The sequence below is a fragment of the Corynebacterium amycolatum SK46 genome (assembly GCF_000173655.1).
GTDB classification, from domain to species: Bacteria; Actinomycetota; Actinomycetes; order Mycobacteriales; family Mycobacteriaceae; genus Corynebacterium; species Corynebacterium amycolatum_A.
Genome location: NZ_ABZU01000001.1, coordinates 322528 through 349517 on the forward strand (window position 1 = coordinate 322528; position 26990 = coordinate 349517).

Sequence of the window (26990 nt, forward strand, 5' to 3'; positions counted from 1 at the left end):
CGGTGGCCTGATTAGAACAGGCTCGGCAGGTTCGCCTGCGAGGAAATGCTGTCGGCTGCCTGTGCTGCCTGAGCGGTCGCACCAGACAGCTCCGGGATCGGCAGCTCCGGGAGAGCTGGGCTCTCCGAGATGATGTCAGCAATCTCCGGTGGGACCTCGACGCCCTCTGGGAGCAGTTCGCCAATCGGACCCAGGTCCGGCTCTTCCTGCGGGACGTGCTGGTTGGTGAACTGGACGTCCTCGTCAATCGTGCGGAACTCGGACTGCGGTTCAGTGGAGGTCTCTACCTTGAAGCGCTCGTTAACCTGGCCGTCTGGGATGTCGTACTGCTCTTCAAGAGCAACGTCAATCGGCTGGAAGCGGCTCAGCGGGCCGATGCCCATAGAGTTAACGCCAATGGCCTCGCGAGTCTCCGGGTTGTAAGCGTTTCCGCCCGAATCTCCGTGGTCAATCGGAGCGATGGCCCAGACACCGTTGCGGACACGGAAGACCTGGAAGCCGCAGCCGCGGCCAGTACGGGAACCGTCGGTGCACACGGGCTCACCGAAGTTGTCGACGGAAATCTCCATCGGGTCGAGAGTGCGCTTGTCCTCGATACCGACAATCTGAACCGGCTCGCCGTGGACGTTGCCGAACTCATCCACAGAGTGGGACATAGAGGTGGTCTTGATGTCGTCCTGAACCTCAATGATGCCGTAGTCACCGCTATTGAAGAGGTCGTTGAAGAACTCCGGCATAGTGGTGTTCTCGTCGAAATCGGACTCTTCCGGCATGATATCTGTGCCCATGTAGTCCTTGTTGACCAGCTTGTCGCCATCCTTGGTTGGGATGAAGAACTGGCCAGTGACCTCTTCGCCGGTTTCAGTATCCTTCGCCACAACACAGTGGCCGGCAGTCATGATGACACGATGCGAAACGCCATTCTGATCCACAACGGTGCCAGGAACGCCCAGAGAGCACATCGGGGACTGGACATGACGTCCGTCGATGTTCTTGCTGCTCGGGAACGGCATTCGCAACGGCGAGCCCGGGCCGATGACAACATCCGAGTTTGCCGGTGCAGCCTCAGCTACCGCGATTCCGGGCACAAAGCCACCCGCAGCTACCGACAGTGCAGCCGTGAGTGTGGCGACCTTCTTCGAACTGGCCATAGTGTGCGGTACTCCATTTCTGTACAGAAAACTTGTCCCTCATAGTGTATTAGGGACATCTTTACAAAGCTCTCCAAAAATGGAACCTAGGGTGAAATTCTCAGCCGAGGAAACGTTCATTCGTCTTCATTCCACGCGCATTGCACATCAAAAAGTTTGTTCAGCAGCAACGCAAGAGCCAGAACCATCCGCAGTGGATGATCCTGGCTCTCTTAACGGTTCGGGGGTGATTTTTGCCAGATTCTCAGACTGGTGCTAGCCCTCAAAGCTTGGAAGCTGAATTTCTGCCAACTGAGGCAGCTCAAACGACTGTGACGATTGTGGCAATTGGGGCGATTGTGGCAGTTCAGGGGCCTGCGGCGACTGCGGCAACTGATCCACAAGATCGACTAGCTGCTGCGCTGAATCATTCTGCGAAGCCTGCGGATCCTGCGCCCGGGCATACTCCTGATCCGCCGCCATATCCTCATTGAGGGTGCGGTAGGAGGAGTCACGCTGAGCCGTGGAATCCGATACCTCAAAGTGGTCGTTTACTTGACCGTCAGGAATGCCGTAGGCCTCCTGAATGGCAATATCCGCGGGCATCACACGCGAGACCGGACCGAAGGTCATCGAATTCACGCCAATAACTTCGTTAGTGGTCGGGTCATAGGCATTTCCGCCGGAGTCACCATGGTCAACGCCAATACCAACCGTCCAGATGCCGTTTCGAGCCCGGAATACCTGATAGCCACAGGCACGTCCGGTACGCATGCCGTCCTTACAGATAGGTTTGCCAAAATTATCGAAGGAGACTTCGCCACGCGGCAGGTCTTCATTGTCCTGAATGCCAGTCATCGCTACAGGCTCCCCGTAGCTCTGACCATTTTCATCGATGGAGTAACTTGCGCCGGTAGTCTCTACGCCCGGATCAAGGTTGATTACTCCATAGTCCGCGCCATTAAAGGCCGCCGGCAACGACTCCAGGCCGGCATCTTCCTGCGGCACTTCCCAACGGTGAGCACCTGTCGTACCAATGCGCTTATCGCCTTCGGTGGTCGGCACATACACCTCACCAGTGACGATTGGCAGCCCCACATCCGGAGTATCATTCACGCAGTGTCCTGCGGTCAACATGACCCGATGCTTTTCCCCATTGCGGTCCGTCACCGTTCCCGGAACACCCGCCGAACACATCGGCGAGTTGATATTTCGATACCCATCCCACGGACTTCCCTCCATGGGAGTTCGAATCGGGTCACCCGGACCAACCACTACAGCGTGCGCCGCGGCCGGGGCCACCAAGGACAAAAAGGCTGCGAAAGCCGATACCGCCATTCGACTTCTTGCGTGCTTCATTGAGATGAATCTTTCAAATGTTTAGTTTTTCCTTAGGACTACCACTCACACTAATCCACCACCCCACCCCAGAAATAGCGTTTTCTCAGACTCTTGCACTTTTACAAAAGTCGTTACCGAATCGTTTCCACAACCCCACGCGTCCCTGCAATAACACCAGACACTTAGCCAATTGACTACCCCCACTTGGGTAGCCCATTGATGCCAAACATATATCGAACATATGTACTATCCATTCGAAAATATGAGTCCGGGGCGTTCGATAACTTGTGAGCCATGAACACAGCAAACGAGTTTCCCATTCATCGCCGCCTAGCTCTTCGCCCACTATCCGCTACCTACCGTGCAGAATGTTTCGAAGACCTCGACCTCATCCGCACAATCCTCTGCCACCCCACCATCGGCCGTAGGCATTCGCCTGGCGCGCTAGATCACACCTTCTCGCTTCCCGACGGGCCTGTGGTCACCGTCCGCGCGTCACGGATAGCGCTTCCTCGCGCACTAGTCTCCCAGCTTGCCGACGTGCACGCGGAATATTTCATCCTGAAGGATGAGCCCATGTTCATGTACTCCGTTTCCGTCAAGGTGGAATCCTCATCGGAGGTAGTCCTCCGCGGAATTGGCGGTTCGAATCGGACGCGGGAAGAAAACCGCCGACGTACTCGGGCTGTGGCTGAGGCTCTCCATCGAGCGCAGGACTGCAGCAAGATACACGAAAACGGCACTGACCTCGCGCTCCCCGGGCGTCGTTATAGCTGGATTGGCACCAGGGACGCGCGGCCGCTGCCGTGTCCTAACGAGCTCTTTTCTTCTCGCCCATCAGCGGCTTAGCACTGATCACAGCACTGCCGCAGTACGGCTACTCGCTGTCGTCGCCTTCTTCGTCGTCCTCGTCGTCATAGTCGCCATCGTCGTAGAGGTCATCATCGTCCTCGTCGTCATCATCCTCGTCCAAGGAGGCAACGTGATCAGAGTAGATGTACTCCGCATACCCGTCATCGACGGGTGCCAGCTGATCTTCCCATTCCTCTGCGCGGTCTACCACGAGCGCGAGGACATCCATCAGCTTGTCAAAGTCCTTGAAGGTGCCCAGCGTCAGAACCTCATTGCGCAAGGTCTGGATGTCAGAGTAGAGGTCAGCAAACATCTTGCGACGGTCATCATCGGTGAGAACCGTTTCGGTGTCCGAGTCCCAGAACTCTGCGATGGCCTGGTCGACGATGTCGTCCAAGTTCGCGTCCTGAGCGATGAAGCGGACGTGTGCGCTGGGCTCGTTGTTGTGGGCAGTTACCAAAACCTGAACCAACGAGGAGGTACCAACTTCGGAGGTGACCAAGGTTGCCTCTTCGGGGTCCTGTTCAAACTCCAGGTCAGCAATGCGGTCATCATCGCCATCGAGCAGAGTGCGCAGCAGGCCAACAACCTGGTCAGTAGCTACATGGTGGGCGACTGCCGCGACGGCGTCTTCGACGGAGAAAACAGCGGAGACCAGAACAGCTTCGAACTCGTCGTCCTCATCATCCACATCGGCAGCGGCTACGTAAACTTCGGCAGCCGGGATGTCCTCATCAATGGTGACGAACTGAACCTCCAGGTCAGAGGTAATGGGAACGAAGAGGGTGTCATCGTTGACACGGCTTTCAATGCCCTCGCGGTCCAGTGCCGCAGCAATCTGCTCGAAAAAGCTCATGGGTGGAATCCTCCCTTGAAAGATAATTGGCCTCTACCCGCAGCCAATCGTAGCGACAAACGCGCAATCTTGGGGCGGCTCATGCCCCCGACAATTGCTGCGAAAGATCACGCCGGCAGCGTTCGTACTACTTCAAAGCCGCCAACGCGGCCGGTTGAGGGGCAGGCCTCCAGCTGTCGATTCTCGAAAACAGAGCGCTCAGTAGCGTGCCCAGAGTTGATGGCGTTCCTCACGCGAACGTTTCGGACACGATACACACAGGTCGGCATCTGGGCTGTAATAAATCATGCAGCAAGTAGCTCTCTCCAGGTGAGTAACTACATCGAAGTCCGGTTCTTCTCCCGCCTCAGCAGCAGCTTCATCCCAGGGGCGCACCTCGCCTCCGCAGGAATCCATGAAACGAGGAAGAGGGGCCCGATGTACTCTCTGCATTCCCTCAACGACATGTTTGCCAATAAGCGCTCCACGCCAGGGCTCCATCAGCTCATTACCGGCGGAGATTGCGGCGTTAGCTACGGCATCGGCAGCCACGGCCCAAAGAGGGGCAGGCTTGATTTCCCCGACTTCTCCAACAACCTGAGCCAACGGCTCCAAGAAATGCGCCAGTGCTTCGCCGGTATCCTTCAGCTCATCCGCATCCTCAGCGGAAATGCTTTCAAACTGTTGAGCTTGAAACCCAACCCAATAGTCATCTCGGAGAAATGCGAACCAAGAAGACCACTGCCACACCGGAACTCGATCGGAAACCAACACGCATGCCAGCGATGGCCCCACCAATGCTCCGCACATGGACCACCACCACAACTGAGCCTGGAAACGGGTATCCCCCTCAACCTCGGGCATGGGAAACAGCTTTCTCCCAGCCTCAATTCCTGCGGCTACAGCTTCGGTAGAAAGGTGCCACTCCGCAGCACCGTCGTGAGGCATGACATCTGCGGAAAACCTAGGAAAGTCCGCCAAAAGCTGGGAGTACTCGGGAGGCAATGCGGCACCCCGCGTTACATCGTTCACCAGTCTCATCCTTCTATCGACTGTGTTAATCGCCGTACACCTGCCTATTTTTCCACCGACTACGGAATTTCCCCACAGCTCAGTAGTGTTTATATGGGCATATGGCTCTCAACGGACCCGTTTAGGAGGTCTACTACTTTGTTCCAAAAGACGAAGAAGGATTCAACTCGCACAGTAACTGATGCAGTGAACTCCACCCCCGAAGCGATCGAACGTGATGCCGGAAAACTGGGAACCCTTCTTATCCAAACTCTGGATAAGACCATGAGCTGGCAGTCGTCTGCCATCACCGGGTACGTCAGTTCCCTGCACAAGCGCAAAAAAGATGAAACTCCGGCGCAGGTACAGGAACGTATTGATTCCCACTACCTCAACCTGGTCACCGGCACCGGTGGTGCCGCCGGCGGCAGCGCGGTTCTCCCCGGCGTCGGCATGATTACGGGCTTGGCTGCGGTTACCGGTGAATCTCTGCTGTTTCTGGAAGCATCAGCCTGGTACACACTGGCCTCAGCAACCCTGCGCAATATTGACATCACCGATTCGCAACGCCGTCGCACGCTGATTCTTGCGGCCATGAGCGGTTCAGAGGGGACAGCTATTATGGCCTCTCTGCTTGGCGAGGAATCGCTGCGGAAGCAGACCAAAACTTCCGTCAATTCTCTACTGCCACGGCTTGGTGTTCCGCAGCTGGGCGCAGCAAACCGCCTGCTGATTCGCGAGGCACGCAAGCGCTTGATGAAGAACGCTCGTCTCGCCATCATCGGTAAGATTTTGCCATTTGGAATTGGCGCCGTGGTTGGGGCCTCCGCAAACCGCAAGCTCGGTGGCATTCTTATCAGATCCACTCGCGCATCTCTGGGCTCGCTTCCCCAGGATTGGTCGGACTTTGAACGAAAGCTTCCGGCTAAATCCAACACCTCTGAGGACTCGAAGAAGGACTCAAAGTCATCGAGGTTCTCTATTCCCTCGGCGCTGAAGTGGCCGAAGAAAAAGAAGAATAAGTAGTTTCTCTTACCCCAATTACCCTTCAGCGACTTACCCTTCAGCGACGTTTTTCAATGGAAGAGCGGTACCCACGATGGCTCAGAGCAAACCCCTCAGAACCTCTCCCATGAAGTTCTTGTGGAAACAGTCTCTTCAACGGCCACTACCGCTCTATGGCGTCATTGTCGCAGCGCTAATCGTTGTCGGGCTGGAGTCCGTACTTCCGCTTCTCACTAGAGATGCCATTGATGTGGCAACGGGCTCTTCCGACGGCGGTGTCCCCGCACGCCTGCTGCCTTCCCTAACTCCTCTACAGGCAGTCATTTCAGTATTTCTGGCCATCGCGTTAGTACGCTTCGTCGCCCAGGCGGGACGCAGATTCTTCTCCGGCAAACTCTCCATTGATGTTCAGCACGACCTGCGACTAAACATCCTTCGCTCCCTACAAAACCTCGATGGTCCAGCACAAGACCGAGTCAACACAGGCCAAGTTGTATCACGGTCAATTTCCGACCTTCAGGCAGTGTCCGGACTACTGGCGATGTTGCCGTTGACGCTGGGATCCGTCGTCAAGCTGTTTATCACTATCGGCATCATGCTCGCCCTCTCGCTGCCCCTGACACTGGTCGGCCTCGCGGTGGTGCCAGCGATTGTCTACATTGCAGTGAATTCGCGTGACAAACTCCATGCCGCAACCTGGGCTGCCCAACAGCAAGCAGGCGAGATTGCCGGACAAGTCGAGGAAACCGTTTCCGGCATCCGTGTTGTCAAGGCGTTTGCGCAGGTCGACAACGAAGTTGCGAAGATGGAGCGTAACTCGTCGCTGCTCTATTCCCTCCGCCTGCGAGCGGCAAAACTCAGCGCTCGGTTCCAACCGGCGTTGCAGTCGTTGCCGCAACTGTCCCTCGTCGGAAATATCGCGGTCGGTGGCTGGCTCGCAATTAACGGACACATCACCCTAGGCACATTCGTGGCTTTTGCCACGTATCTCACCAGCCTGACTGCCCTGTCGCGTCTGGTCTCCAACATGGTCATCTCGATACAGCTGACGTCGGCAAGCATCGACCGCATTTCCGATGTCATCGACGCCCGACCAGACAACCCCGAACCCACCGACGCGCTCCCTCTCCCCGACGGCCCCGTTGGCATCAGCTTCAACCACGTCACCCACAGCCGTGGCGGACGCACGCTTATCGACGATGTCTCATTCTCCGTCGCGCCAGGGGCGACCTTAGCGTTGATTGGCCCACCGGGGTCCGGAAAGACTATCGCCACGGAGTTACTCGGCCGTCACTATCTGCCGGATTCGGGGACTATCACTATAGATGCGCCCAGCCACGGAACATCCACAGATACCGCGCGCATTCTCTCCAGCGACGTATATGACGCTATTACTGTCGTTCCGGACACTCCTTATCTATTTGCGGGCACGTTGCGTGAGAACATCGCATTCGCCAATCCCGAGGCGTCCCAGGAAGAGATTATCGCCGCAGCGACCGCCGCCCAGGTCAACTTCGTCGACGACCTGCCTCAGGGATGGGACACAGCCATCGGCGAGCGCGGGCATAATCTCTCCGGCGGACAAGCTCAACGCGTGGCCTTAGCACGGGCATTCCTCGCCCGTCCTCGGGTTTTGGTTCTCGATGACGCGACCTCAGCAATCGATGCTGCGACAGAGTTAGAAATCTTCAACGCGCTGACTTCACAGCTGGCGGATACAACTATCGTCATCGTGGCGCATCGATCTTCCACTCTCGAGCAGGCGGACGACATCGCCATTTTCGAAGACGGTGCCATCACCGGCATTGGCACCAAGGCCGAACTGATTACTTCTCATCCGCGCTTCACCGAGCTGATGGACATCGACCAGAGCGCCTACCCCGAAATCGAAAACCTTGTTCTCGACCCCATCGACAGTGAAGACCCCAGCCCCGAGGAACTCTGGCCCGACGAATCCGCACCAACCTCCGATGACTCCACGTCAGACACCGCTTCCCGCCGTCTCGGAGGTGCCACTTCTCAAATGAGCCGCGGGGTTGGCCGAGCCGGAGGAGGTCCAGGTGGTCCCGGTGGTCCCAGTGGCCGCGGCGGCGGTCGTGGTGGTATGGGGGCGGCTCTCGCCAATGCTCCTGCGACGCCTGAGCTTCTCGAGCGCGTGCGGAACCTCCCACCCGCTGCCGAAAAACCGCGTGTGCCCGCTGCGGCACTCGACAACTCCGAGCCTTTTTCTCTGCGCCGGCTACTCTCCTACGTCCGCGGCCTATTTATAAGTGTCATTGCGCTGCTCGCCCTCATTGCCGTTGCCGATCTGGCGTTCCCCATGCTCGTGCGCTACGCCATTGACCACGGCATCAGTGCGCACGATGAGGCCGTGCTGTGGGCCTGCGCCGCAGGTGGTTTGGCGACGGTCCTCATCAGTTGGATTGCCGTAGCCACAAATGCTGTTATTACTGCGCGCACTGGTGAGCGGCTGCTCTATGCCCTGCGCGTGCGCTGCTACCGTCACCTGCAGTCGCTTGGCATTAACTACTTCGAGGCCAATCGCTCGGGCGCCATCATGACCAGGATGACAACCGACATCGACGCGCTGTCCTCTTTCCTACAAACGGGACTGGCACAAGGGGCAATCGCCGCGTTTACTCTGCTCGGTGTCACGGCACTGTTGCTTGCCACACAGGTGTCACTCGCCGCGGTGGCGTTGGCGTCCCTTCCCATCATTGTGGTGGCCACCCTGGTATTCCGCCGAATCTCCTCGCGCCTATACAAGTCTGCACGCGAGCAGCTCTCCTTGGTCAACGCTGATTTTCAGGAGACCATTGGTGGGCTTCGCGAGATTCAGATGTACCACCGCGTCGCCGATATCGAATCTTCCTTTGCCGAGGAATCCGATAAGTACCGCGCAATTCGTCAGCGAGCACAGCTGGCCGTGGCTCTATTCTTCCCCGGCATCAACTTCGTCTCTGAGCTGGCAACAGCCGCGGTATTGGCTGTCGGTGCCCAACAAGTTGCTTCGGAAACTACAACGCCCGGCGTACTCGTCGCCTTCACGCTGTACCTGGGAATGCTCTTTGGCCCGATTCAGCAGCTGTCCCATGTTTTCGACGGCTACCAGCAGGCGAAGGTCGGCCTCAATCGTATTGATGACCTCCTACAGACCGCCCCCATGCCAGACCACGGCACTACTGACGGCGCGTCCCGCGCAGCTGATGGCGACCTGCGCTTAGACAAGGTGACTTTCTCCTACCCCGCCGCCAACACTGAACACGAACGCCCACAGGTTCTCGATGCTCTCGATTTGCAGATTCCTGCCGGAGAAACAGTCGCAATTGTCGGATCCACCGGTGCCGGAAAATCGACAATCATTAAGCTGTTTGCCCGTTTCTACGATCCGGTTGGCGGCGTGGTGCGAGCCTCCGAAACTGACATCCGCGACTTCCCTCTTAACGATTGGCGACGCACCCTCGGCTATGTCCCCCAAGAATCACACCTTTTTTCGGGGACAGTAGCAACAAATATTTCCTACGGTCTACCGGACAGCAGTCATGCTGAAATTCAGCAGGCCGCGAAGAACGTCGGTGCTCTCAGCACCATTGCCAGCCTGCCCGGCGGCTTCCACCACCCTGTCGGCCCAGATGGCCGAGGGCTCTCCTCCGGACAGCGTCAGCTCATCGCACTCGCTCGTGCCGAAATGATGCGTCCTGAACTGCTACTTCTCGACGAAGCCACCGCGACACTCGACCCTGCAACAGAGTCGGCAATCCTTGAAGCCACTGACCGTGCGTCGCGTCAACGCTCGGCAATTATTGTGGCCCACCGCCTAGCTACGGCGGCTCGGGCAAACCGGATTTTGGTACTTGACCACGGGCGTATTGTCGAGGACGGCTCCCATGACGAGCTTCTCGCGGCGGGTGGCCAATACGCAGAGCTCTGGAGCAAGTACCATATGGGGAGCGCGACGGTGTAGTAATTCAGAATTTTCGTTATCCTTGAATGACACTTTGACGCTTGCGCTAATTAGAATAAACGTGAGTTAGTAAAACTAAGACGAAAAGAGGCGAGTACCTGCCGTGAGCAGCGACATGAGCTTCGGCCAGAACGAATGGCTGGTCGACGAGATGTACCAGCAATTCCAGAAGGATCCACAATCTGTGGGTCAGGAATGGCGCGAATTCTTCGCAACCCACACCCCGTCCCAAAAGGGCGAGGACCTTTCCGATATGGCAAAGCCCGCAGCAGCCACGAAGGAGGAAGCTAAGGCAACCGGACGCCGTGAATCCAAGGGGGTCGAACCAACTAAGACCCCGAACAAGCCGGCGTCTCCGAAGCCGAAGAAGTCCCCGATGGATGCAGCAGCCAAGGTCTCGGCTGTTGAATCCGGCGAGGAACCTCTGAAGGGCGTCGCACGGGCTATCGCTAAGAACATGGATGTCTCCCTGGAGATGCCGACTGCTACGTCGGTTCGCGATATGCCGGCACGTCTGATGTTTGAAAACCGCACCCTGGTTAACAACCATCTGGCACGCGCCCGCGGCGGCAAGATTTCCTTCACCCACATCATTGGTTACGCCATGGTGAAGGCTGTCATGCTCCACCCGGACATGAACAACAACTACAAGGTGGTTGACGGCAAGCCAGTTCTGGTTACCCCGGAGCACATTAACCTCGGCCTGGCCATTGATATGCCAGCTAAGGACGGCTCTCGTTCGCTTGTGGTTGCCGCTATCCGCGAGTGTGAGACCCTGACCTTCAAGCAGTTCGTCGACGCCTACGAGGACATCGTCGTTCGTGCTCGCCACGGCAAGCTGACCGGAAAGGACTTCCAGGGCGTCACCATTTCCCTGACCAACCCGGGCGGCATCGGTACCCGCCACTCCGTCCCGCGCCTGACCAAGGGCCAGGGCGCGATTATCGGTGTCGGTTCCATGGACTACCCAGCTGAGTTCGCCGGCGCTTCGGCTGACCGTCTGGCAGAGATGGGCATCGGCAAGCTGGTGACCATCACCTCTACTTACGATCACCGCATTATCCAGGGTGCAGAGTCCGGCGAGTTCTTGCGCACCATGAGCAATCTGCTTGTCGACGACAAGTTCTGGGACCACATCTTCCAGACCATGCATGTTCCTTACACCCCAATCCGTTGGGCGCAGGATCTGCCGAACACGGGTATTGACAAGAACACCCGCGTCATGCGTCTGATTGAGGCCTACCGTTCCCGCGGTCACCTGCTGGCTGACATTGACCCGCTGCGGTACGACCAGCCAAATACTTCCGCTCCGAACCACGCTGACCTGGATATCCAGGAGCACGGTCTGACCCTGTGGGATCTGGACCGTACTTTCAACGTCGGTGGTTTCGGCGGTAAGGAAAAGATGACGCTGCGTGAGGTCCTCTCTCGCCTTCGCAACGCATACTGCCTCAAGGTCGGTTCAGAATACGCCCACATTCTTGACCGCGAAGAGCGCGAGTGGCTCGAGGAGCGCATTGAGGGCGGCCAGCCTAAGCCTTCCCACGCCGAGCAGAAGTACATCCTGCAGAAGCTCAACGCAGCTGAAGCGTTCGAAAACTTCCTGCAGACCAAGTACGTCGGTCAGAAGCGCTTCTCGTTGGAGGGCGCTGAGGCACTGATTCCACTGATGGACTCCGCTATCGACACCGCTGCTGGCGCTGACCTGGATGAGGTCGTCATCGGTATGCCACACCGCGGTCGACTGAACGTGCTCGCAAACATCGTCGGCAAGCCACTGCGCCAGATTTTTACCGAGTTCGAGGGCAACATTGACCCGGCTCAGGTTGGCGGTTCCGGCGACGTCAAGTACCACCTGGGTACTACTGGCCGTCACATTCAGATGTTCGGTGAGGGCGAGATTGATGTCACTCTGACCGCAAATCCGTCCCACCTCGAGGCCGTTAACCCGGTTGTTGAGGGTCTTGCTCGTGCACGCCAGGACAAGATCAACAAGGGCGAAGAGGGCTACTCCGTCATGCCGCTGCTGCTGCACGGTGACGCTTCCTTCGCTGGCCTGGGCATTGTTCAGGAGACCCTGAACCTGATGTCCCTGCGCGGCTACAAGGTCGGCGGGACCGTCCACATCGTGGTGAACAACCAGATTGGCTTCACCACTTCGCCGGACTCCGGACGTTCCTCCTACTACGCAACCGACATTGCCAAGGCATATGGCTGCCCGGTTTTCCACGTCAATGGCGATGACCCGGAGGCTGTCGTCTGGGTTGGCCAGCTGGCTGTTGAGTACCGTAACCGCTACGGCAAGGATGTCTTCATCGACCTGGTCTGCTACCGCAAGCGTGGCCACAATGAGGCTGATGATCCGTCCATGACTCAGCCGCTGATGTACAAGATCATCGACGAGAAGGAAAGCGTCCGCGCTCAGTACACCGAGGACCTCATTGGTCGCGGTGACATCTCCGAGGAAGAGTACGAGGCAGTGCGCCGCGACTTCCACGATCAGATGGAGGCGGTCTTCAACGAGGTTCGCGCAGCTCAGGATGCAAAGCCGGGCGACCAGTCCGGTATTGCGGGCTCCCAACCACTGCCGCACGGTTTGAAGACCAGCATTGACAAGGCTGAAATCGTCGAGATTGGTCATACCTACGTCAACGTCCCGGAGGGCTTCAAGGTTCACCCGCGTGTTGCACCGGTGGCTAAGAAGCGTGCCCAGATGACCCAAGAGGGTGGCATCGACTGGGGTATGGCTGAGCTGCTGGCAATCGGTTCCTTCACCGGTGCTGGCATCGACGTTCGCTTTGCGGGTGAGGATGTCCGTCGCGGTACCTTCACCTCTCGCCACGCCGTGCTAATCGACGCCGAAGACGGTTCGGAATACAACCCGATTGACGCCTACGGAAAGTCCAAGGACGGCGGACGCTTCATGATCTACAACTCGGCATTGACCGAGTACGCAGGCATGGGCTTCGAATACGGCTACACTCTCGGTAACCCGGATGCAGCCGTGTTCTGGGAGGCACAGTTCGGTGACTTCGCCAACGGCGCGCAGACCACCATTGACCAGTATGTTTCCTCTGGTGAGGCTAAGTGGGGTCAGACTTCCAAGCTAGTCCTGCTGCTGCCACACGGCTACGAGGGAATGGGGCCGGACCACTCTTCGGCACGCATCGAGCGCTTCCTGCAGCTTGCAGCTGAGGGATCCTACACCGTTGCTCAGCCCTCCGAACCGGCTAACTACTTCCACCTGCTGCGCCGCCACATCCTCTCGGATCTGCACCGCCCATTGGTTGTGTTCTCGCCGAAGTCGATGCTGCGTAACAAGTTGGCAGTCTCCGACATCGAGGACTTCACCGGCGACACCAAGTTCCGCGCTGTCATTGATGACCCGCACTTCGCTTCTAAGGACAAGTCCGGCATCAAGACCCTGCTGCTCTGCTCCGGCAAGATTTATTGGGATTTGGAGAAGAAGCGCAAGAAGGACAAGCGAGACGACATCGCAATCGCTCGCCTGGAGATGCTGCACCCGCTGCCGCATAACCGCCTCCGCGACCTCTTCGAGTCCTACCCGGATCTTCAGGAAGTCCGCTGGGTTCAGGATGAGCCGGCTAACCAGGGTCCGTGGCCGTTCCTGGCACTGAACCTCCCAGAGGTTCTGCCGGATATGCCGAAGCTGACCCGCGTTTCCCGCCGTGCACAGTCCTCCACCGCAACTGGCGTGGCTAAGGTCCACCAGATTGAGGAGAAGGCTCTGCTGGAAGAGGCTCTCAAGTAGGTCTCATTGGCTGGTCTTACCAGCTGGCGTGTAAACGTTAAGGGGCTCCAACCGTTCGGTTGGAGCCCCTTTTTTGTTGCTTGGGAGATCGTTGCCAGGAATCATGGGTTAATCAACAAAAATGGCGGCAGCCAACAGCAGATACGCGTCAGATACCGCCCACAACTAGCCCCGCCCCCGACTACGCCTTATCCAGCCACTCCTGAGCGACCAGCTCAGGGCTGGCGCCACCAGCCACAGCCCGGGTCATCAGCTTTAAGTCCTCAGTGCTCAAAGAACCCGCAATCTCATTGAGCACGCGGACTCGATCATCCCGGTCCAACGCTGGCTTGACGTAGAAAGGCACAAGCCATTGCGGCAAGTCAGCCCCAGCATTGTCAGCTGACACATTTGCGCAGCCCTGTGCCATGCCCGCGTCGGTGGCCATTACTTCACCCGGCAGCGACCGCGAAAATGCGTCGTACACGCGGTCGCGCCACTCGCCGCTGAACTGCTTGTCCGGGGTCGAGTCGCCGGCGTACTCCTCCGCCAGCGAAGCTGCCGACGCGGGATCGCTCAGGCCGAGCAGCTCACCTGTGCAGCCGAAGGAGACCAGGACCGCTCCATTGCGTACAGCCCGCAACCGGTCGTCAGCATCGCGAATGCCGACGACCTCCGCTTGCCGCCCTACCCGTTCAAAGCTTTGCGCATACACGTACGCAAGAGCTGCTTGCTCAGGGTTGCGCAGGTCTGCCCCGACAGTCACCACCGCCTCCTGCTCGGGAGGAACGGGCATCTGCGGATCCAAATCAGAACATGCGGCAAGACCGAACCCCGCCGCCCCAGAAACCAACGCCAGGGCGGTAAAAGTGCACGCAGTAGCCGTGAAGCTACCCTTGCACCCCATTGAGCGGATGCGAAAGTGGAACCCGGCGTTCGCACGTCTAAAATCAATCATCGACACCAGCGTAACCTACGAACGGATTGTGAGGTCACCCAAAATGGGCGAAGAGAAAAGCCGCAACCACAGCGCTTCGGCGAAGGCTCGCAATCCGCGAACTAACTCGGTCAGTAAAAGCCCAACGCCGTCGGCCACAGCAAAACCCGGTAAAACCGCTCGGGCGACGAATGCGGCTAAATCCGCAGCGAAGTCGGCTGTCTCGAAGGTGACGCGCACCAACGGCTCGTCGTCAAGCACAGGAACAGGACAGTCGGAGGCGGTGCGCGATGCCCTGCGCGATTGTGGCGTCTACATCGGCGGCAAGCGTTTGCCCGGCACCTACGACCACTTCTCCGGGCTGTCCGAGGTACGGAGTTTTGGCGAGGGCTTCACCTGGCTGTCGTTGTCGCGCCCCAACGCGACACAGATGGACGCCATCGCTGAGCTTTACGGGCTGGATGAGCTGACGGTGGAGGACGCACTGACTAACCGCCAGCGTCCCAAGATTGAGATCCACGATGATCACGTGGTTTTTGTAGTTCGCTCGATTCACTACTCCCCGGAAGGTCTCGCGGACGACGAAAATGAGATCATTCGCTCCGGCCAGCTGATGATTGTCATCGGCCCGGAGTACGTCATCACCATTCGCATGGGCATGCCGAGCTCGGATATGCAGCGCATTAGCGCACGCGTGGAGAACACCACCGACGCCATCGACTACGGCCCCGCGGGCGTGCTGTGGGCGCTGACGGACAACCTCGTCGATGCGTACCTGCGCATCGCTATGCAGCTGGAAGATCGCGTGGAGATCATGGAAGACGAAGTCTTCGAGCCGAACTTGGATTCGGATATTGAGGACATTTACATCCTCAAACGAGAGATCCTGGAAATGCGCCACGCAATCGATCCGCTGACACCGGCGCTGCGCTCCCTAATGAATCTGCGGGAAGACATCATGCCTAAGGACGTCAGCCGTTACCTTTCCGATGTGCTCGACCACCAGCTCGCCGCCGCCGACCTCGTCACCGGACTCGACGAACGACTCTCCGCCCTCATCGACGCCGCCGCCGTGAAAATCCAGCTGCAGCAGAACCAGGATATGCGTACCATCTCGGCGTACGCGGCTATTCTCGCCGTCCCGACCGCCCTGGCCGGTATCTACGGCATGAACTTCGACCGTATGCCCGAACTGCACTGGGAGTACGGCTACTTCTTCGTCCTGGCCATCATGTTCGTCATCGTGGCGTTTTTGGTGTGGGTCCTGCGCCGCAACAAGTGGCTGTAGGCTCTGCTTCTGGCAGGCATCGCTTTACGACGGCGGATGCAACAACCTACCCGCGGTTCCCGCCGAGCGCCCGCTGCGCAAGCAGGTCACGGGCGCGCTCGGCATTGCGGGGGTTGCACAAGACGTCGTAGCGACGAGCAACAATCTCCGTCGTGGTGGAGAAATCCCGCTTGCCGTTCTGCATGGCGTATGGAACTGCGGCCAGCACGATGCCGAAGATGGCACCCATACCGAGGCCAACAATCAGCGGGCTCACCCAATCTTCCTGGAAAAGCCCCAGAATCAAGCCGAAGAACAAGCCCATCCACAGTCCGTACAGCGCGCCGCCGCCGAGAACCTTCGGCCAGGTCAGCCTGCCCACCACACGCTCCACCTGCATTAGGTCAACGCCGACGATGGTGAGGTCGGAAACCGGGAACTCATCGCGGTCACTGAGCGAATCCACTGCAGCCTGAGCATCGGCGTAGTTGGTAAAGCTGCCCACCGGCCATCCCTCAGGCACCTGACGCTGAGGCAACCGAGACTTAATGCTTCGCTCCCGGTCGCTACCCCAGCCGCTGTTCGCTTCCCCATTTGCCATCGGTACTCTCACCGTTCCCTTGCAGTTGTTGTCACAGCAATTGGTGACTCAGTTGCTAAAAGTATTGCTAAAACTATCGCCTAAAGGCGTTCTATCAAGGACAACGTCAGACGGTTGGCAATTGTTCCGCCGCCTGCCCCACCACACATTTCACTACCACCGCACTCCCCGGAAGGATTGGACGCTGTGACCGTCGTAAAGCGGCAAACTACTGATTCTGTCAGTAGTTCTTTGTCTTGCGGGGTCTCACGATAAGATTCACTACATAATGTCTACGATTACTGAAGCTGAAGTTCGCACCGCCCTGGCGCAGGTCGAAGATCCTGAGGTACGTCGCCCGATTACCGAGATTGGCATGGTCAAGTCCATCTCGGTGGCGGACAACAATGACGTGGCCGTGGAGATTTACCTCACCATCGCCGGTTGCCCCATGAAAAACACCATCATCGAGCGCACCGAAGAGGCGCTGAACGGTATCGAGGGCGTTGGCAACGTCACCGTCACCACCGATGTGATGAATGACGAGCAGCGCCGCGAGTTCCGCAACGCCGTCCGCGGCACCGCCTCCGAGCCGGTGATCCCATTCGCCCAGCCGGACTCTCGCACCCGCGTGTTTGCCGTGGCCTCGGGCAAGGGCGGCGTTGGCAAGTCCTCCGTGACCGTGAACCTCGCCGCCGCGCTGGCCGCGAAGGGCCTATCTGTCGGTGTCCTCGATGCCGACGTCTACGGTCACTCCATCCCGCACATGATGGGCTCCGAAGAAAAGCCGCACCAGGTCGACGACATGATTATGCCTCCGCAGGCACACGGCGTGTCACTGATTTCGATCGGACACTTCGTCGACGACAACGCACCGGTTGTCTGGCGTGGGCCAATGCTGCACCGCGCAATCCAGCAGTTCCTCGCAGACGTTTTCTGGGGCGACCTGGACGTCCTGCTTTTCGACCTGCCTCCGGGAACCGGCGACATCGCCATCTCCGTGGCGCAGCTCGTGCCGAACGCTGAGCTGCTGATTGTTACTACCCCGCAGATGGCCGCCGCCGAGGTCGCAGAGCGCGCCGGCACAATTTCGCTGCAGACGCGCCAGCGCATCGCCGGCGTTATCGAGAACATGAGCTGGATGGAAATGCCCGACGGCTCCAAGATGGAGGTCTTCGGCACAGGCGGCGGCGTGACCGTTGCCCGTCGTCTTACCCAGATCACCGGCGGAAAGGTCGAGCTGCTCGGCCAGGTGCCGCTGGACACCGAGCTCCGCGAGGGCGGTGACAAGGGCACCCCGATTGTCCTGTCCAAGCCGGATTCGGGCGCGGGCGAGGCCCTCAACGCTATTGCTGACAAGCTGGTGGTTCGCCGCGAGTCGCTGGCCGGCAAGTCGCTCGGCTTGGGCGTGACTCCGAAATAGGCCTTCGCTTTACGACGGTCACAGCGACGCCGCCCACGGAAACTGCTAGAGGTTTCCGCTGGGCGGCGTTTTTGTTTGCCTATGGCCTTTGCCTTCGCTCTTATCGATGCACTACTCACTGATGGCCACGCTGCAGCGCACCGATAGGTGAATAGCGTGGCCACAAGTGGCGGGCACCTTTTGCTGCTTACCCCAATGCGAGTTACTGACTGCGTTTATGACACCGGCGGCGGGGCAATGCGAGTTACTGACTGCGTTTATGTCAAAAATGGCCGGTAGGTTCAGGCGGTGAATGCATCACCACTTGCGGTCGGGAACGCTTTGCGACCTCTATAGGTTGTCGTCGTCGACCCAGGCCTGCACCCCGCGGGGCTGCTGAGGTTGTTGCGGTTGTTGCGGCTGCTGTGGTGTTTGCTGTGCTTGCTGTTGACGGGCCTGGGCAACTGGATCCTGCCACGTTCCCGGCTGCTGGGCTGGCTGCTGAACCGACTGCGGGGCTGGCTGCTGCGACGGAGCCGGCTGCACTGGCTGGTTCGTATTAGGCTGCTGGTACTGCTGCCCCGCAGCCCCGGCCGCGCCTGCAGCGCCCGCAGCTCCGGCTGCACCAGTTCCGCCACCACCCGCTGCGGGCTTACCGGAGAGCATGTCCAGGTAGGTGTCATCGCCGTCGAAAAGCGTCCTGGTGATGGCGGTCTTCGGGTTGAGACGACGGAGATCGTTGAGCTCCTGCAGCGGCTTGCGAAGATCATCGAAGTCTTCACCGAACTCGTCCGAGAGGTTATCGCGTGCGTCATTGATCGCGGTGCGCGCAGCCAGAAGCAATGCGCGGACGTCCTCAATTACCTTCGGCAACCGCTCAGGTCCGATGAGAATTAGTCCGAGGATAAAGAGGACGAGAATCTCGCCCCAGCCAACATTAGAAAACACGTTATACCACCTTAGTTACCGTGCACCTCGCATGCAGCATTGCGCGGCCAAATCCGCCAAATCCACCAAATCCGCAGAAACCAGGAAACCAGCGCCACCCTACTCCGGCGTAATCTTCGCCTCCAGCTCGGCTCCGTGGCGAACGATCTTCAATACCGCCTCATTACCAGCGCCAACAGTCCACAGCGCCACCGTGAGCTCATCTGCGGACGATACCGCGCGGTCTCCCACAGCCGTAATCACGTCGCCTTCCTGCAGACCTTCCCGATCAGCGACACCTCCCGGCAGGATGCTGGCAATCTCGGCACCAGTCAGTGCGCCGTTGGAAACCGTGCGCGCTGTCACGCCAATCCCCGGATGAACCGGCTGCTCACCGGCAATGAGCTGCTCAGCGATGGCAACGGCTGAATTGATTGGAATCGCAAAGCCCAAGCCCTGCGAGCCACCCGAGCTACTAAAAATCACCGTATTAATACCGACGATCGCACCGCGGATATCCACCAGTGGACCACCCGAGTTACCCGGGTTGATGGAGGCATCCGTCTGAATCGCATCGGCGTAGCCATCCGTATCAGTCCCCTCAGCAGCCAGGCGTACCGGCCGATTAAGCGCCGAGACAATGCCCGAAGTCACCGTTCCGCCCAGCCCCTGCGGCGACCCCATCGCAATCACTGTGTCACCGACCGCAACCGCATTGGAATCACCAAGCTGCGCCACGGTCAGCCCCGCAACATCTTCGACCTTAATCACGGCGAGGTCGGTCTTCGGGTCACGGCCAATAATCTTGGCCGGCACCTCTTTCAACTTGCCGCCGTCCCAAAACGTTACCGAGACCTGCATATCCTGACGGTCCGCCACCGCCGAAACGACATGGTTATTCGTCAAAATATGACCGTCACCATCAATGACAAACCCCGAGCCCACGCCCGAGACCTCACCGGCACTGACCGCAATCGACACCACGGCGGGACGAAGAGTCTCCGCCACCTTGCCGATTTCAGTCAAATCACCGTTGCCCGGCCGCCCCTCGATCTGTTGCAGCTCCACACGCTGGTAGTCCGAGCGGAAAGTCTTGCCAGCCCAACCGCCAACAAAGCCGCCAACACCGCCAATGAGCAGCACCACGGCCGACGACGCCGCAATCACACGCCACGGCACCTCGCGGCCAAAAATCACTTCCCGCGCGCTGACGCGGGGAGCCGTCTTCGGGCGAGGTTTCTTCTTCGCTTCGGGTTTGCGGGCTGGACGCCCCGTCGTCATGCGTGACGACGAATCCTGCCACGGCGAATACTCTTGGACGGTGGCACTGGCGTCGTCGTCAAGCTTTTGCCCTGGAGCACGCTGTAACCCACCAGTTGCGGCGGCACGATCGGCGTCCGGGGCAAACGCGGAATCATCGAAAGAGCGATGTTTGCCCACTAGTGACTACCACCTTTACGAAAACCGCGAACGATCTGCTCCAACGCAGCGCTAAGCGACTCCGGCGGACGGTGCGCGAGATGCCGCGCCGACCGATGGGGCTCTGAGTCCTCGCAACTGCCTGCGAAATCAGCAATACGAGCGCGCAGCTCAGCTGGAATGTGCAAGGGCGCGCTATCACGCAGGCGCTTGGCTGCCTGCCGCTGCTTCGCGACCTCCCGGCGGCATTCCGGGCATGCCATCAGGTGCGCCTGCGCACGACGCTCAGCTACGACCGACAACTCGCCGTCAACAAAAGCGGCAATCGCCTCGGTGCCGAGATGCTCCGTTGACAAAAAACGCTTGTCATCGCCCTGCTGAATCACAGACTGCAGCACCTCCAGAAATCACACCTATTTAACTAGCCCCACAATAGCCGCTCCCGCAGATTGAGTGCGGGAAATCTAGCCTGCGGTGACCGACTCCGGCAGCTCCTGCCGTTCCTTCTCCAGGCGCTCCAACGTCGCCCGCAAGCTGGAACGTGCCCGGTGAATACGCGAACGCACGGTGCCCATCTTGAGCCCAAGAGTGCTAGCAATTTCCTCGTAGGTCAGCCCCACCACATCACAGAGGACAACCACCGCGCGATAGTCCGGCTGCAGCTCAGCCAGCGCGATTTCCAAATCCGGGTCGAGCATCGCGTCATCGACGGCCTGCTCCGGCGTCTTCAGCGTGCCCGGGACCCGGTCGTAGTTCTCCGGCAACGCCTCCATCCGGATGACCTGCCGGTGCCGGACCATATCCAAAAACAGGTTAGTGGTAATCCGATGCAGCCAGCCTTCAAAAGTGCCGGGACGATATGACTTCAGCGAGCGGAACACACGCATGAATGTCTCCTGAGTCAGGTCTTCCGCGTCCTGCTGGTTACCAGTCAACCGATATGCGAGCCCGTAAACACTATCCGCGTGGGCCTGGACCAGCTCCGACCACGACGGCATCTCCCCCACACCTGCGTCAAAAGCCGCGGTGCCGGACAGTTGCTCAGTTACGTCAGCGGACGGGGCATCCTCACGGCTGGCGCCTGCGCTGACTCGTTCGGACTTGACTCGTTCGGGCATGAGGTTCAGTGTTCCTTACCAACCTTAGGTTTGTAGTGACCTTACCCTGAAAATAGTTTGAGAGTCCAGACAAAATTTGAGGCTTGTTTACCCACCTAGTCCGGCACTAACCGGCGCGCCCCGCTGCCCTGCACGAAGTTTTTTCCTACGCTATAGAGCGTGTCCGAAACGAGTTCTTCTGCTACCCCGCTATCCGCACGTGACGCTATCGCACAGCACGTCAACAACACGACCGTAGTCTCCGAGGCCCTTGAAAGCGCCCGAGAGAGCGCTCGCGAATACGGAGTTGCCGTCCCCGATACGATGACCGGCGCCGCTTTGACCTCTCTCATGGCTCTGACCAGTGCCCGCCGCGACGGCCACCCCGCCGCTGTCATCGCATCGCCTGCGGCAGGCGTAGTCGGTTTGCACCTGGCCGCCGGTCTCGGCGATGACGGCGTTCTCACCTGCATCGACCCGGAGCTCGAGCACCAGTCTCTGGCGAAGTCCGCTTTCCGAGCCGCTGGCATCCGCCCCAACCGACAGCGCTTCCTGCCCTCGCAGCCACTGGAGGTCATGGATCGTCTGGCCGCCGACTCCTACGACTTGGTCTATTTGGACGTCGCCCCGGCAATCCTCCGCGCCGCTCAGGAAAAGGCCTGGCCGCTGCTTCGCTCCGGTGGCGCGCTCGTCCTGACCGGCGCGCTCCTCGACGGCACTATCGCTGACTCGTCACGCACTGACCGTGACACCGTCGCTGCCCGCGAAGCCGACGAATACATGCTCCAGCTTGACGACGCTTTCGTGATGCGCCTACCCCTAGCAGCCGGCACCACTGTGCTGGTGAAGAAGTAGTTTTCTACTGCAGACCGGATAGCTGGCGACCGCGGGCCAATGCGACTTACTGACTGCGTTTATGACAAAAATGGCCAGAAAAATAGCTTGAAAGTGTCATAGACTCGCACAGTTTCACATGTGCTGCCCGTATTCACATGTGCTGCCCGCAAATTTTGGGGTTGCCGGTTTTTGGGCTAGGTAGCAACTAGGTAGCAAAAAGGGTTTAAAGAAAAAGGCACGTACCTCGCGGTACGTGCCTTTTCAGCCGGTCGGACTCAACCAGCCTAAATAACCTGGCCCTTACCAACGGCCACAACGCCGCCAGCGCTGACCTTGAAGCGCGCTGCGTCCTTCTCCGGATCGACACCGATAATGGCGCCGTCGGAAACTACAACGTTCTTATCCAAAATCGCGTGGCGAACCACTGCCCCGCGGCCGACGCGGACACCTGGGAAGAGAACCGAACCCTCCACCGTCGCGCCGTCCTCGACCACAACGTTGGTGCTAATCACCGAGTTGCGGACCGTACCACCGGAGACAATCGAACCGGCACCGACCATCGAAGCCTGAGCAATACCGCCCTGGACAAACTTGGCCGGAGGAAGGTTCTCCTCCGAGAAGGTATGGATTGGCCACTTCTTGTTGTAGAGGTTAAACACCGGGTGGACGGAAATCAGGTCCATGTTGGCCTCGTAGAAGGCATCGATGGTACCGACATCACGCCAGTAGCCCTTGTCACGTTCGGTCTCACCCGGAACGTAGCTATCCTTGAAGTCCCAGACGAAAGCTTCGCCCTCCTCTACCAGCATCGGAATGATGTTTCCGCCCATGTCATGGTCGGAGTTTTCATCTTCCGAGTCACGCTTAATAGCGTCGATAAGCGCGGAGGTAGTGAAGATGTAGTTACCCATCGACGCGAACGTCGAGTTCGGGTCATCCGGGGTGCCGGGCGGATCAGCCGGCTTCTCCAGGAACTCGGTGATTCGGTTGTTGTCATCGGCATCGATGACACCGAATGCGCTGGCCTCAGAACGCGGGACGCGGATACCAGCGACGGTCACGCCAGCGCCAGACTCGATGTGGGCCTCCAGCATCTGCTGCGGGTCCATGCGATAGACGTGGTCGGCACCGAAGACGATGACGTACTCCGGATCCTCGTCGTAAACCAAGTTCAGCGACTGCAGAATCGCGTCCGCCGAACCGGTGAACCAGCGCTTACCCAGACGCTGCTGAGCCGGCACCGGGGTGACGTACTGGCCGGTGATGCCGGACAGTTGCCACGCCTGCGAAATGTGACGGTCGAGCGAGTGGGACTTGTACTGGGTCAGCACACAGATCTTCAGGAAACCTGCGTTGACCAGGTTCGACAGCACGAAGTCGATAAGCCGATAGCTACCGCCGAAAGGCACGGCGGGCTTAGCGCGGTCTTCCGTCAGCGGGAAGAGACGCTTGCCTTCGCCACCGGCAAGGACAATGGACAAAACATGTGGTTGACTCCTCACACCAACCAACCTATATGCGATTTACGTTCCTCGCTGCCAGTCTCCCCTCCCTACTACCCACGCCCAGGCATATCAAGCGACGGAAATTGTCAAATCTGGTTACGCTGGAACTATGCGTGTTGCCATGATGACCAAGGAATACCCTCCGGAGATTTACGGCGGAGCAGGTGTTCACGTAACTGAACTGACTCGTTTCATGCGCGGCCTCGACGGCGTTGACGTCGATGTGCACTGCATGGGTGCTCCTCGCGATGAGGCGGATGTATATGTCCACGGCGTTGACCCGGAGCTGAAGGATGCCAACGCCTCGATTAAGACGCTCTCCACGGGGTTGCGCATGGCCAATGCCGCCGCGGCAACCGACATTGATGTCGTCCACTCTCACACCTGGTACTCAGGCTTGGGCGGTCACCTCACCGGTCTGCTCAAGGGCATTCCGCATGTGGCCACCGCGCACTCGCTGGAGCCGCACCGCCCATGGAAGCGCGAGCAGCTCGGCGGTGGTTACGACGTTTCCAGCTGGTCCGAGCGCAATGCGATGGAGTATGCAGACGCTGTCATTGCTGTTTCCGCGCGAATGAAGGACGCCATCCTGGACGCCTACCCGCGTATCTCCCCCGACAAGGTCCACGTTGTCCTGAACGGTATCGACACCGAGCTGTGGTACCCGCGCCCGACGTGGGAAGAGTCCAAGGAACAGAACGGCTGGTCTGTTCTGGAGGAACTCGGCGTTGACCCGTCTCGCCCGATGGTTGCGTTCGTCGGCCGCATCACCCGTCAGAAGGGTGTCGCTCACCTGGTCAAGGCCGCATCGCTTTTCGACGACGGTGTGCAGCTCGTTCTGTGCGCCGGCGCTCCGGACACCCCGGAAATCGCGAAGGAGACTGAGCAGCTCGTCCATGACCTCCAGGAGAAGCGCGATGGCATTTTCTGGGTGCAGGACATGTTGCCGAAGGAGAAGATCCAAGAGATCTTGACGGCCGCGGATTCCTTCGTCTGCCCTTCCATCTACGAGCCGCTGGGCATCGTTAACCTCGAGGCTATGGCCTGTGGCACCGCCGTTGTCGCCTCTGATGTCGGCGGCATTCCGGAGGTTGTCGTCGATGGCGAAACCGGCACTTTGGTTCACTACGACGAGTCCAATCCGGAGGGCTTCGAGCGTGGAATCGCTACCGCTGTCAACAACATGGTCGCCGACCGCGACCGCGCTGCCAAGGTTGGCCAGGCGGGTAAGAAGCGCGCTGAGGATGTCTTTAGCTGGGAGAACATCGCCGAGCAGACCGTCGAGGTCTATAAGTCTTTGATGTAACAGGCTGATTACTGCTGGCAGGCTACTGCTTTTGTTGCACACTGCTTTTGCCCGCACCGCATAGCGGCACTCTACTGCGCCACTGATCAAGACCCATCGCTTCCTACGAGGATGCGATGGGTCTTTTCTAGGGTCTTTTCTAGGGTCTCTTCTAACCCCATTCAAGACATTTCGCCTTGGCTTTACCCACATTTACTAGACCTAAGACAAATTTTGGATGACTTTATCATTAAAGGTCAATAGCATAATTAGTATGAGATTCACTAAGAAGGTGGCAGCTGTTAGTGCCGCCATTGCTATAGCGCTAGCGGGTGCAGTACCGCATCAGGCGCTCGCTACAGAAGTAGCACCATCCCCTAGTACCGCTACCATCACCGAGCGCGGTCCCCTTGGGCAGTCCGGTCGCTGGTTTACCGACGGTGACGGCCGTGCTTTCCTCACCCAGGGGTCGAACATCGTCTACAAGCACGATCCTTACACCCCCGAGGCCGGAGGCTTTAATGAGGACGATGCTGACTGGCTCGTGCAGCAGGGCTTCGACTCCATGCGAGTCGGCATTATCTGGAAAGCAGTAGAGCCAAAGCCCGGCGAGTACAACGACGAATACCTGGATTCCATTGCCCGCACTATCTCCATGCTCACTGAGCGTGGAATCGCGGTCTTGGTCGATGCCCACCAGGATATGTACAACGAGAAGTTCGAAGGCGAATTTGCCCCGGATTGGGCTGTCATTGACGACGGCGTTCCCAGCCTCTTGAAGGTTGGCTTCCCCACTAACCAGGCCCTCAATATCGGTCTCATTAGGGCGTACGACAACTTCCTGAATAACCGCAAAGGACCAGACGGCGTTGGGCTGCAGGAGCGTTACGCAGCCATGTGGGGCCATGTCGCCGAACGTCTCGGTGATATGCCGGGACTGATGGGCTACGACATCATAAATGAACCGTGGCCGGGTTCGGCATACCCACTGTGTTACCTGGCTCTCGGTGACTGCGGCCCGGCTAAGGCAAAGCTCGATGAACTGAACCAGAAGGCTGCCGACCAGATTGTCGCCAAGGACCGGGACGCTATTGTCCACTACGAGCCCTACTCCATGTGGAACACCGGATTGAACACTAATCCGGCAGCCCCGAAGGTTCCTGAAACCGCTGGTACGGCCCTCAGCTGGCATGTCTACTGCACCACGAATGCCCTGTTCAATACCTATACGGGCTGTGACTTCTTCGATGGTCGTGTCTTCGACAATGCGGAAATCGTCTCATCCGGTAACGGCTCGGCCACACTGCTGTCCGAGTTCGGCGCCACCGACGATGCAGATACCCTCAATGGCGTAATTTCGCTTGCTCGGCGCCACATGGTCGGCTGGCAGTACTGGTCCTACTGCGGATGCAACGATCCGACGACACAGAACCAGAAGGAACAGGGCATGGTCTTCGATCCGACGGTTCCAGGACCTGTAGGTGCCGATGCCTTCAACCGCGACAAGATGACCATCCTCGCCGCTCCACACCTGCGGGCGGTCGCTGGCACTCCACAGTCTACTGACTGGAACCGCGACACCCGTGTCTACCAGGCCAGCTGGAACAATAGCCGCGTCGATGGCACCGGAGTTTTCGGACCTGGTTCCACCAGCGAGCTCGTTGTGCCCGAAATCAATTTCCCGAATGGGTTTACAGTGAATGTCGAGGGTGGCCACGCCACTGTCGCTGCCGATGGCCAGACGGTTCATATCGTCTCCACTGCTGACCACGTGTCAGTCACCATCCAGCCGAAGTAGAACCAACCGATCGATTCACCAAATCACGCCCTGTGGATTTTTCCGCA

At 58.8% G+C, this 26990-nt stretch carries 20 protein-coding genes; 9 read left to right on the plus strand and 11 right to left on the minus strand.

All coding sequences use genetic code 11. The features are described from left to right. Positions 1-11: 11 nt before the first annotated feature. Together CORAM0001_RS01410 and CORAM0001_RS01415 are read right to left on the minus strand one after the other, a co-directional pair. Positions 12-1151 (minus strand): trypsin-like serine protease, encoded by a 1140-nt coding sequence (locus tag CORAM0001_RS01410; protein WP_005509576.1) that lies wholly within the window; start codon positions 1149-1151, stop codon positions 12-14. A 255-nt stretch (positions 1152-1406) separates the two neighbouring features. Beyond that, on the minus strand, positions 1407-2489 hold the full coding sequence (locus CORAM0001_RS01415) for a chymotrypsin family serine protease (RefSeq protein ID WP_244261960.1): 1083 nt from the start codon (positions 2487-2489) through the stop codon (positions 1407-1409). Between the two features lie 276 nt (positions 2490-2765). On the opposite strand from CORAM0001_RS01415, the gene CORAM0001_RS01420 reads away from it, so the two are divergent. Continuing rightward, entirely contained in the window at positions 2766-3320 is a 555-nt protein-coding gene (locus tag CORAM0001_RS01420) for a hypothetical protein (RefSeq protein WP_005509559.1), read from the plus strand. Positions 3321-3348: 28 nt separating this feature from the next. Here CORAM0001_RS01420 and CORAM0001_RS01425 read toward each other — a convergent pair whose 3' ends face one another. Together CORAM0001_RS01425 and CORAM0001_RS01430 are read right to left on the minus strand one after the other, a co-directional pair. Next, the gene (locus CORAM0001_RS01425; protein ID WP_005509671.1) at positions 3349-4179 is read right to left on the minus strand and encodes a hypothetical protein; all 831 of its coding nucleotides are present in this window, start codon (positions 4177-4179) and stop codon (positions 3349-3351) included. A 198-nt stretch (positions 4180-4377) separates the two neighbouring features. Next, positions 4378-5190, minus strand: coding sequence for a (2Fe-2S)-binding protein (locus CORAM0001_RS01430; RefSeq protein WP_005509358.1), 813 nt, complete (start codon positions 5188-5190; stop codon positions 4378-4380). 138 nt (positions 5191-5328) lie between these two features. Here CORAM0001_RS01430 and CORAM0001_RS01435 point away from each other — a divergent pair, with 138 nt between their 5' ends. From CORAM0001_RS01435 to CORAM0001_RS01445, 3 genes are all read left to right on the plus strand, one after another. Further along, positions 5329-6195, plus strand: a complete 867-nt coding sequence (locus tag CORAM0001_RS01435; RefSeq protein WP_005509482.1) for a hypothetical protein — start codon at positions 5329-5331, stop codon at positions 6193-6195. 106 nt (positions 6196-6301) lie between these two features. After that, a complete protein-coding gene (locus tag CORAM0001_RS01440) occupies positions 6302-10138 on the plus strand; it encodes an ABC transporter ATP-binding protein (RefSeq protein ID WP_005509602.1) in 3837 nt (1278 codons plus the stop codon). Between the two features lie 103 nt (positions 10139-10241). Next, a complete protein-coding gene (locus CORAM0001_RS01445) occupies positions 10242-13910 on the plus strand; it encodes a multifunctional oxoglutarate decarboxylase/oxoglutarate dehydrogenase thiamine pyrophosphate-binding subunit/dihydrolipoyllysine-residue succinyltransferase subunit (RefSeq protein ID WP_005509335.1) in 3669 nt (1222 codons plus the stop codon). 181 nt (positions 13911-14091) lie between these two features. Here the strand turns inward: CORAM0001_RS01445 and CORAM0001_RS01450 are convergent, their stop codons facing one another. Continuing rightward, positions 14092-14847, minus strand: coding sequence for a type 2 periplasmic-binding domain-containing protein (locus CORAM0001_RS01450; protein ID WP_040360731.1), 756 nt, complete (start codon positions 14845-14847; stop codon positions 14092-14094). Positions 14848-14890: 43 nt separating this feature from the next. Here CORAM0001_RS01450 and CORAM0001_RS01455 point away from each other — a divergent pair, with 43 nt between their 5' ends. Further along, on the plus strand, positions 14891-16114 hold the full coding sequence (locus tag CORAM0001_RS01455) for a magnesium and cobalt transport protein CorA (protein WP_005509597.1): 1224 nt from the start codon (positions 14891-14893) through the stop codon (positions 16112-16114). Between the two features lie 46 nt (positions 16115-16160). Here the strand turns inward: CORAM0001_RS01455 and CORAM0001_RS01460 are convergent, their stop codons facing one another. Then, positions 16161-16694 carry a YflT domain-containing protein gene (locus CORAM0001_RS01460; protein ID WP_100066758.1) on the minus strand — a complete coding sequence of 178 codons (534 nt, stop codon included), beginning with the start codon at positions 16692-16694 and terminating at the stop codon, positions 16161-16163. Positions 16695-16962: 268 nt separating this feature from the next. Here CORAM0001_RS01460 and CORAM0001_RS01465 point away from each other — a divergent pair, with 268 nt between their 5' ends. Then, positions 16963-18096, plus strand: coding sequence for an Mrp/NBP35 family ATP-binding protein (locus tag CORAM0001_RS01465; RefSeq protein WP_005509629.1), 1134 nt, complete (start codon positions 16963-16965; stop codon positions 18094-18096). 330 nt (positions 18097-18426) lie between these two features. Here CORAM0001_RS01465 and tatB read toward each other — a convergent pair whose 3' ends face one another. From tatB to sigE, 4 genes are all read right to left on the minus strand, one after another. Continuing rightward, the gene (gene tatB, locus CORAM0001_RS01470) at positions 18427-19023 is read right to left on the minus strand and encodes a Sec-independent protein translocase protein TatB (protein ID WP_005509737.1); all 597 of its coding nucleotides are present in this window, start codon (positions 19021-19023) and stop codon (positions 18427-18429) included. 99 nt (positions 19024-19122) lie between these two features. After that, complete coding sequence (locus CORAM0001_RS01475; protein WP_005509606.1) at positions 19123-20442, minus strand: S1C family serine protease; 1320 nt, start codon at positions 20440-20442, stop codon at positions 19123-19125. Then, on the minus strand, positions 20442-20819 hold the full coding sequence (locus CORAM0001_RS01480) for an anti-sigma factor family protein (protein WP_050773569.1): 378 nt from the start codon (positions 20817-20819) through the stop codon (positions 20442-20444). The genes CORAM0001_RS01475 and CORAM0001_RS01480 overlap by 1 nt, the downstream gene beginning before the upstream one ends. A gap of 66 nt (positions 20820-20885) precedes the next feature. Next, positions 20886-21539, minus strand: a complete 654-nt coding sequence (sigE, locus tag CORAM0001_RS01485) for an RNA polymerase sigma factor SigE (protein WP_005509312.1) — start codon at positions 21537-21539, stop codon at positions 20886-20888. A 159-nt stretch (positions 21540-21698) separates the two neighbouring features. Between sigE and CORAM0001_RS01490 the strand changes: the two genes are divergently transcribed. Beyond that, positions 21699-22373, plus strand: coding sequence for an O-methyltransferase (locus CORAM0001_RS01490; RefSeq protein WP_005509638.1), 675 nt, complete (start codon positions 21699-21701; stop codon positions 22371-22373). Between the two features lie 266 nt (positions 22374-22639). On the opposite strand, the gene glgC is transcribed toward CORAM0001_RS01490, so the two are convergent. Further along, entirely contained in the window at positions 22640-23857 is a 1218-nt protein-coding gene (gene glgC / locus CORAM0001_RS01495; RefSeq protein ID WP_040360733.1) for a glucose-1-phosphate adenylyltransferase, read from the minus strand. Positions 23858-23969: 112 nt separating this feature from the next. Here glgC and glgA point away from each other — a divergent pair, with 112 nt between their 5' ends. Both glgA and CORAM0001_RS01505 read left to right on the plus strand, forming a co-directional pair. Beyond that, positions 23970-25166 (plus strand): glycogen synthase, encoded by a 1197-nt coding sequence (gene glgA / locus CORAM0001_RS01500; protein WP_005509527.1) that lies wholly within the window; start codon positions 23970-23972, stop codon positions 25164-25166. Positions 25167-25419: 253 nt separating this feature from the next. After that, the gene (locus tag CORAM0001_RS01505; RefSeq protein WP_005509700.1) at positions 25420-26943 is read left to right on the plus strand and encodes a glycoside hydrolase family 5 protein; all 1524 of its coding nucleotides are present in this window, start codon (positions 25420-25422) and stop codon (positions 26941-26943) included. Positions 26944-26990 lie beyond the last annotated feature (47 nt).